Origin of the sequence: Phenylobacterium sp., assembly GCF_036402295.1 — a bacterium.
Lineage (GTDB): Bacteria > Pseudomonadota > Alphaproteobacteria > Caulobacterales > Caulobacteraceae > Phenylobacterium.
In genome coordinates this window covers 1-5411 of the sequence record NZ_DASWTE010000266.1, presented here as the reverse complement: position 1 = coordinate 5411, position 5411 = coordinate 1, and the positions used below count along the sequence as shown (strand labels likewise).

The 5411-nt window shown below is 68.6% G+C and carries 6 protein-coding genes; 4 read left to right on the top strand and 2 right to left on the bottom strand.

What is annotated here, in order from left to right:
• On the bottom strand, nt 1-299 hold a 299-nt coding region (locus VGD44_RS16370), incomplete at its 3' end, for a TauD/TfdA family dioxygenase (RefSeq protein WP_331089005.1).
• 184 nt (nt 300-483) lie between these two features.
• On the opposite strand from VGD44_RS16370, the gene VGD44_RS16365 reads away from it, so the two are divergent.
• The 3 genes from VGD44_RS16365 (at nt 484) to VGD44_RS16355 (ending at nt 3529) form a co-directional block, all read left to right on the top strand.
• On the top strand, nt 484-1719 hold the full coding sequence (locus VGD44_RS16365; RefSeq protein WP_331089003.1) for an acyl-CoA dehydrogenase family protein: 1236 nt from the start codon (nt 484-486) through the stop codon (nt 1717-1719).
• Between the two features lie 325 nt (nt 1720-2044).
• Nucleotides 2045-2743 carry a response regulator gene (locus VGD44_RS16360; protein WP_331089001.1) on the top strand — a complete coding sequence of 233 codons (699 nt, stop codon included), beginning with the start codon at nt 2045-2047 and terminating at the stop codon, nt 2741-2743.
• A gap of 90 nt (nt 2744-2833) precedes the next feature.
• The gene (locus tag VGD44_RS16355) at nt 2834-3529 is read left to right on the top strand and encodes a response regulator transcription factor (protein WP_331088999.1); all 696 of its coding nucleotides are present in this window, start codon (nt 2834-2836) and stop codon (nt 3527-3529) included.
• 16 nt (nt 3530-3545) lie between these two features.
• Here the strand turns inward: VGD44_RS16355 and VGD44_RS16350 are convergent, their stop codons facing one another.
• The gene (locus VGD44_RS16350) at nt 3546-4577 is read right to left on the bottom strand and encodes an AraC family transcriptional regulator (RefSeq protein WP_331088996.1); all 1032 of its coding nucleotides are present in this window, start codon (nt 4575-4577) and stop codon (nt 3546-3548) included.
• 89 nt (nt 4578-4666) lie between these two features.
• On the opposite strand from VGD44_RS16350, the gene VGD44_RS16345 reads away from it, so the two are divergent.
• Nucleotides 4667-5411, top strand: a 745-nt coding sequence (locus tag VGD44_RS16345) for a PAS domain S-box protein (RefSeq protein WP_331088994.1), incomplete at its 3' end; no start/stop codon positions are given.

Here is a 5411-nt window from a genome sequence, read left to right as displayed (position 1 = left end):
AAGGTGACGTCGGTGTGCCAGGCGTCGTTGTCGGTCGGATTGCCCGCGTGGTTGTCGAGGATGAACAGCTCCGGCGCCTCGGGCACGCCGGGATACAGCGGATGGGTGTGCAGCGCGCCGAACCGGGCGGCGAAGTCCCGGTGCTGCACCGGGCTCATCCGCTGGTCCTCGAAGAAGATCACCTGGTGCTTCAGCAGCGCCTGGCGCAGCGCCTCGGCCAGGTCCGCGGAGACGCCCTGGCCCAGGTCCACGCCTTCCACCACGGCGCCGATCGTGGGCGTCAGCGGTCTGATCTGCATGCGCGGCCTCCTCTGAGCCGAAGGCTCCCATTGTGAACCACGAAAAACACGAAAAGACACGAAGGGAGCTCATTCGAGCCGGGGCCGCCATACCGGCTTTTCGTGCTTTTCGCGCTTTTCGTGGTTGAGAAAGCGCGCTTTCGGCTTCACGGTGAATTCAAACAAACGTTTGGGAGAGCGCCGAATGGCCATCGACTTCGAAATCCCCGCCGACGCCAAGGCCATCCGGGAGCGGGTGCGCCAGTGGGTGCAGGACGAGTGCATCCCGGCCGAGGCCCGGCTGACCGACGAGGACAGCTATAAGACGGTGCTGGGCGAGCTGCGCGCCAAGGCCCGCGCCCAGGGCCTATGGCTGCCCTTCGTGCCCAAGGAGCACGGCGGCATGGGCCTGGGGCCGCTGGCCAATGCGCTGGTGCAGATGGAGCTGGGCCAAAGCCACCTGGGCGCGCTTTCGATGAACAGCCAGGGGCCGGACGACGCCACCATCCTGACGCTGCTGGCGCACGGCACCGAGCATCAGAAGGAGAAGTACCTCAAGCCGCTGCTGAACGGCGAGAAGCGCGTCTGCTACTCGATGACCGAGAAGGCCGCCGGGGCCGACGCCACGGGCATGCGCACGACCGCGGTCAAGGATGGCAACGAGAACTACGTCCTGAACGGCGAGAAGTGGTTCTCCTCGGCCGCCAGCGCCGCCGACCTCGCCCTGGTCATGGCCCGCACGGACACCGAGGGCCCGCGTCACCAGCAGTTCTCGACCTTCATCGTCGAGCTCCCGAACCCGGGCTACAAGATCAAGCGTGACATCCCCACCATGGCGGCCGAGGGCCCGCTGTCGCACATCATGGGCGGCGGTCACTCCGAGATCGAGATCAAGGACCTGGTCGTCCCCGCGGAGAATATCGTCGGCGGGGTCGGGCGCGGCTTCGACATGGGCCAGCATCGCCTAGCCTACGGCCGCCTGCGGCACGGGATGCACAATGTGGCCATGGCCCAGCGCGCGCTGGACCTCGCGGCGGCGCACATCACCAACCGCGAGACGTTCGGCGGGCCGCTGCACAAGCGCCAGGCTGTCCAGTTCATGATGGCCGAGTGTGCGAGCCAGCTCTACATCGCCCGCCTCATGCTGCTGCACATCGCCTACAAGGCGGAGAAGGGCATGGACATGCGGCAGGAGAATTCCATCGCCAAGGTCTACCTCGCCCACATGGTGCACCACGTCGTCGACACGGCGATCCAGCTGCACGGCGCGCTGGGCTACAGCCGCGATACGCCGCTGGCGGCCTGGTACACCCACATCCGCTCGCAGCGGCTGGTCGACGGGCCCGACGAGGTGCACCGCTGGACGGTGGGCCGCAACGTGATCAAGGCGTTCCAGGCGACCGGCACGACCGCCGGCGCCTGCGGCGGCGACCTGCTGTAGCTTAATCCACAGGCGCCTTTAATTTACGCCCTCAATCTGGGCAGTTTCGCGCTGGACTTCGGGGTGGGCGCAGGCGCATCAAACCTGCGCCCACCGGCGTCCAGGATGCGCCGCGCGCTGCGGGCTGATGACACGGTGTCGCACCGCAGCATCGAGTCCCCGATTCGCAAGCCAATGTCTCGCAGGATCAAGCTGGGCCGCAGTTAACCCTGTAGGCCGTCGTTAACGAATCAGTCGGGGAGGACTGTGACGGAGGGCCAAGTCGGGCCGCCTCCGTCCTGGTTTCCGCCCCGGAGTTCGTAGCGAACCGAGGCCCGAACCACCGATGCCCCATCCGAAGTTTCTCGGTCGGACCGGTCCGTCCGCCGAGGCCGCCCCCGAGGTTCCGCCGGCGCCTACGTCCAACCCGGCGCACGACCTGAAGAACCTGCTGGCCGTGATCCTGGGCGTCTGCGAATCCCTGGCCGACCGCGCCGAGCCCGGCAGCGAGGACGCCGAGCTGGCCGCCGTGGGCCTGCTGGCCGCCGAGAAGGCGGGCCGCCTAGTGGGCAAGCTGCAGGGCGAGATCGCGCGTCCCGCCGGCCACGCCCCCGCGCTGGTCCAGCCCGAAGGCCAGGGCCGCACGGTCCTGGTGGTCGAGGACGACGACGAGCTCCTGAAGCTGATGACCGCCGCCTTCGCGCGCGCCGGCTTCAAGGCCTATTCCGCCCGCAACGGCCGCCTGGGCCTGCAACTGCTGCGCGCGCTCAAGCCCGACCTCATGGTCACCGACATCGTGATGCCTGAGAAGGAAGGCATCGCCACCATCATCGAGGCCAGGACCACTGCGCCGGACACCGCCGTCATCGCCATCTCGGGCGGCGGCGCGTACGGGCGCAGCGGCAACTTCCTCCAGTGGGCCGAGGAGCTCGGCGCCGACGAGGCGATGGCCAAGCCGTTCCCCATGTCGCAGCTCCTGTCGGCTGCGCGCGTCGTACTCGAGCGTAAGGACGGCCAGAAGGCCGCCCGGGCGGCGACCGGATAGGCGCCGTCGGTCCGGGGCCGGGCGCCTGGGGCCAAACCATCAAAGCAACGTCTAGCGAGGGCCCGCCGGCGGCGGGTGAGGAGGACTGGAATGCGTGTGCTGCTGATCGAAGACGACCGGATGATGGCCCGGAGCATCGAGCTGATGCTTCGGGCCGGCGGCTTCCTGGTGGAGAAGACCGGGGCCGGCGAGGACGGCGTCGACCTCGCCGAGGTCTACGACTACGACATGATCCTCCTCGACCTGAACCTGCCCGACATGTCCGGCCTGGACGTGATGCGCACCCTGCGCCGCGGCAAGAACGAGACGCCGATCCTGGTGCTCAGCGGCACGCAGGAGATCGACAGCAAGGTCAAGGCGCTGAGCATGGGCGCCGACGACTACATGACCAAGCCCTTCCACAAGGACGAGCTGATCGCCCGCATGCGCGCCGTGATCCGCCGCTCGAAGGGCCACGCCCAGTCGGTGATCACGGTCGGCGACATGGTGATCGACCTCGACTCCAAGCTGGTGCACGTCAACGGCCAGCGGATCCACCTGACCGGCCGCGAGTACCAGACCCTCGAGCTCCTGGCGCTGCGCCGGGGCAAGACGATCACCAAGGACATCTTCCTCTCCAGCCTCTACGGCGGGATGGACGAGCCGGGCGCCAAGATCGTCGACGTCTTCATCTGCAAGTTGCGCAAGAAGCTGGCCCCGGCCACCGACGGCCGGCATGTGATCGAGACCGTCTGGGGCGGCGGCTATGTGCTGCGCGAGGCCGGCGAGGCGGCGGTCGCCGCCTGAAGCCGTGGGCTCTGCCCTACAGCGCCGGGAACAGCGCGCCGGACGGGCGGATCGCGTTGCCGGCGTGCGCCGTCCGATAGGTGCTGGCCGACTGGTCGAAGTGCCGCCGGAACCAGTGCGCGAAGGCCGACAGGCTGGAGAAGCCCAGGAGGTCGGCCACGTTCTGCAGCGGCCGGTCGCTGGACGTGAGCAGCGACGTGGCCATGCCGCGGCGTGTGTCGTCCAGGATGTCGGAAAACGTCGTGCCCTCGGCCGAGAGGCGCCGGTGCAGGGTGCGCCGATCCATGCCCAGGTGCTGCGCCACCCGCTCCACCGAGCAGAGGCCATCCGGCAGCAGCGCGACGATCAGGTCGCCCACCTTGTCGCGCAGCTCGATGCGCCGCTCCTCGGTCAGCCGTTCGAGGTAGAGGGCCACCTGCCGCGCGATCGCCGGGTCCGCCGAGGCGATCGGCGTATCCAGCTCGCTGCGGCGCAGGACGACGGCCATGGCGTCCTGGTCGAAGGATGGCGTGATGCCGAACACGCGGCGGTAGGTGTCGAGCTTGAGCGGCGCGGCATGGGTGAACCACACCTCCTGCGGTTTCCAGCTCTCACCCAGGATGCCCTTGATGGTGCGGAAGGCCGTCGCCACCGCCAACTCCTGGCCCTGGCGGCCCTGCCAGGGCGGGCCGTTGATGCGCAGGATGGCCTGGTCGCCGAACTCCTGGGTGACCACCGAATAGGCGTCGTTCTGGAGCCACTGATAGCGGGCGTAGGCGGCGAGCGCCTTGCGCAGGGTGGGCTGCTCGCGGATCACCAGGCCGACAGCGCCCATGTTGGAGAGCCGCCGGGTCTCGGCGACGCGCAGGGCGAAGTCCTCCTGCCCGGATTGCTCGGCCGCCATCTCGTACATGCGCCCGATCAGCTCGACCGACACGCGCAGGTCCGGGTCGGTGAGGACCGCCGGCGGCAGGCCGACCGAGGCCACGATCTGGTAGGCGTCGAGCCCCGCCTCGCGGCAGCGTTCGAGGAACCCAGTGAGGCCGGCGGAGCGCCCGAGCTGAGACATGACACGACCCCGATAACGCTGAAATTCAGGCGCGCAATGTCCCGCAAAATCAAGCGTCACCTTGTCGCGGTTCTGGGCGCGGAAACCCTATGACCCCGTCCGTCATCGACACGCCCGCGTCGGCGGTCCCGCCGGCCCTCGCCGAGGACATGCGGCGCGTCATCGAGCTGTTCGCCGACGCGCCGGGCGGCATGATCGTCACCTCCGGGCCCGAGCACCGGATCGCCATGCTCAACGCGGCGTACGCGGCTTGGATCGAGCACCGCGAGGTCATCGGCCTGACGGTCACGGAGGCTTTCCCGAACCTCGAAGAGCTCGGCTTCCAGACCCTGCTGGACAAGGTCTACGCCACCGGCCGCAGCGAGCAGATCCGCGGCTCGCGCACGCTCATCCAGAGACCGGGCGGCCTGCCGCCGCGCGAGGCCTACGTGAACTTCGTCCTGCAGCCGATCCGCGACGCCTCCGGCGCGGTCTGCGGGATCTTCTCTCAGGGCCATGACGTCACGAAGGAGAAGCAGGCCGAGCAGGAGCTGCGGGCCAGCCAGGCACAGCTGCGCGCCGCGCTGGCCACTACCCAGACCATCCTCGACAATTCGCACGACGTGATCTGCACGTTCGATGGCGAGGGCCGCTTCCTGCAGGTGAGCCGGCAGTCCGAACGCATGTGGGGCTATCGGCCCGAGGAGGTCGTGGGCAAGAGCTACCTCGATCTGGTCCACCCCGACGACTGGAAGATCACCGCCGAGCACGCCCTGGGGCTCGGCCGAGGGCCATCGAGCACCTTCATGAACCGCTACCTCCACAAGGACGGCTCGGTGGTTCCGGTCATGTGGT

What these genes read in the sequence shown, in the direction of transcription:
- VGD44_RS16350 (WP_331088996.1), bottom strand. Translation starts at nt 4,577, where the DNA reads ATGTCTCAGCTCGGGCGCTCCGCCGGCCTCACTGGGTTCCTCGAACGC.
- VGD44_RS16355 (WP_331088999.1), top strand. Translation starts at nt 2,834, where the DNA reads ATGCGTGTGCTGCTGATCGAAGACGACCGGATGATGGCCCGGAGCATC.
- VGD44_RS16360 (WP_331089001.1), top strand. Translation starts at nt 2,045, where the DNA reads ATGCCCCATCCGAAGTTTCTCGGTCGGACCGGTCCGTCCGCCGAGGCC.
- VGD44_RS16365 (WP_331089003.1), top strand. Translation starts at nt 484, where the DNA reads ATGGCCATCGACTTCGAAATCCCCGCCGACGCCAAGGCCATCCGGGAG.